The organism is Nitrobacter vulgaris, from assembly GCF_031453995.1.
Taxonomy (GTDB): Bacteria; Pseudomonadota; Alphaproteobacteria; order Rhizobiales; family Xanthobacteraceae; genus Nitrobacter; species Nitrobacter vulgaris.
Genome location: NZ_JAVDPZ010000094.1, coordinates 1 through 1,363 on the forward strand (window position 1 = coordinate 1; position 1,363 = coordinate 1,363).

Consider the following 1,363-nt stretch of genomic DNA (forward strand, 5'->3'; position numbering starts at 1 on the left):
ATCGTCGTCGCCGCCGCACTCGTCGTCGAAGTCAAGTACCAGCCAGCCCTCTGGATCCACGCAGCTCTCTGGATCCCAACAGTCCTCGCTGTTACGCTGTGGCCCTTGCGCGCAATGAAATCGCTCCTGATCAGCCTCCAGTTTCATCACAAGGCTGCTGAGGGACGCGTAGTCTCTCGTAATCGCCTATGAATGCCTCCCGCCGTCGCGGTAGCAGCGCCGGCCTCGGCCTCGTTGCGCTGGTCATGGTCGCCGTGCTCGTCGGTCTTGGCGTCTGGCAGTTGCGGCGCGGGGCCGAGAAGCACGCGCTGATAGCAGCGCTCACCGAGCGATTGACCGCCGCGCCCATCGCCTTGTTCCCGCCGGCAGACTGGGCGACATTATCGTCGGTCAGGGATGAATTTCGCCGGGTGAGTTTTTCGGCGACCTACGAAGCGCGACCCGACGCAATGGTTTACAGCTCCGGCTCGGCTGTGCGCCCGGATGTTGGGCTTGGCACGTGGGCATTTCTGCCCGCGCGACTGGCCGACGGGAGCGTACTCGTTGTTAATACGGGCTTCGTGCAGAACACCACGCAGGATCGCAACCAGCAGGATCGTGCGGTGAAACCGTTGGTGACGGGACAGCCCGTGGCGATGACGGGTTATCTCCGCTTCCCGGAAGAAGCTGGCGCCCTGACTGCGTCTACCAGCCGGGACAAGCGGCTGTGGTTCTCGCGCGACATAGGCGCGATGGCACAGGCTCTTGGCTGGGGAAACGTTGCACCGTTTTACATCGACCTTGAGACGCCGGCACCTGCGAGCGGCGTTCCCAAGCCTGGCCCGCTCGATGTGCATTTGAAAGATGATCACCTTCAATACGCCATCACCTGGTTCGGTCTCGCGGCAGCTGTGCTTTTCACTTTCGGCTTTTGGTGGCGCAGCCAACACCGCTCGACGTAGCTCGCAATTTCTCCCCGAATCGCCACGGATGCCTTGTCGTTCATATGTCGTCGGCGTGATGATCTCTGCAAACATCTCGGTGATGTGCTGGACCGATTCGGATCGCTTCGGCGGCTTTTGACCGAGCGACCACGCAACTGATTGTTTTGGCAGGAGAGTTGCGGGTTCTTGTGGGACTGTCGGGCGACGCCGGCACCGGTTTGCGGTCAGGGCACCGACGCGTCAAAGCAAGGCACCGGATCTCAACTCGGGTCTATTAAGCTGGGCCAACGCGTCGCAGCAATCCAGGACCGCCGGCCACCGCGTAACCGAGCGAAACGCTCGGGTTTGTGCGTGGCGGTGACAAAGTAGGCCACGGAGCGCCGGCGTGATGTCGGTGCGGGCGGAGTAAAAACCGTCCAGTGGCTAGGTTGATCCCTTTG

The 1,363-nt window shown here is 61.8% G+C and carries 2 protein-coding genes; both read left to right on the top strand.

Annotated elements, in window-relative coordinates:
* The coding region (locus tag GGQ85_RS20745; RefSeq protein ID WP_309776093.1) for a DUF983 domain-containing protein at positions 1-192 on the top strand (192 nt) is incomplete at its 5' end.
* On the top strand, positions 189-941 hold the full coding sequence (locus tag GGQ85_RS20750; protein WP_309776094.1) for an SURF1 family protein: 753 nt from the start codon (positions 189-191) through the stop codon (positions 939-941). The genes GGQ85_RS20745 and GGQ85_RS20750, both read left to right, overlap by 4 nt.
* The last annotated feature ends 422 nt before the right edge of the window (positions 942-1,363 follow it).

Coding starts and splice junctions, on each gene's coding strand:
- GGQ85_RS20750 (WP_309776094.1), top strand. CDS start 189: ATGAATGCCTCCCGCCGTCGCGGTAGCAGCGCCGGCCTCGGCCTCGTT.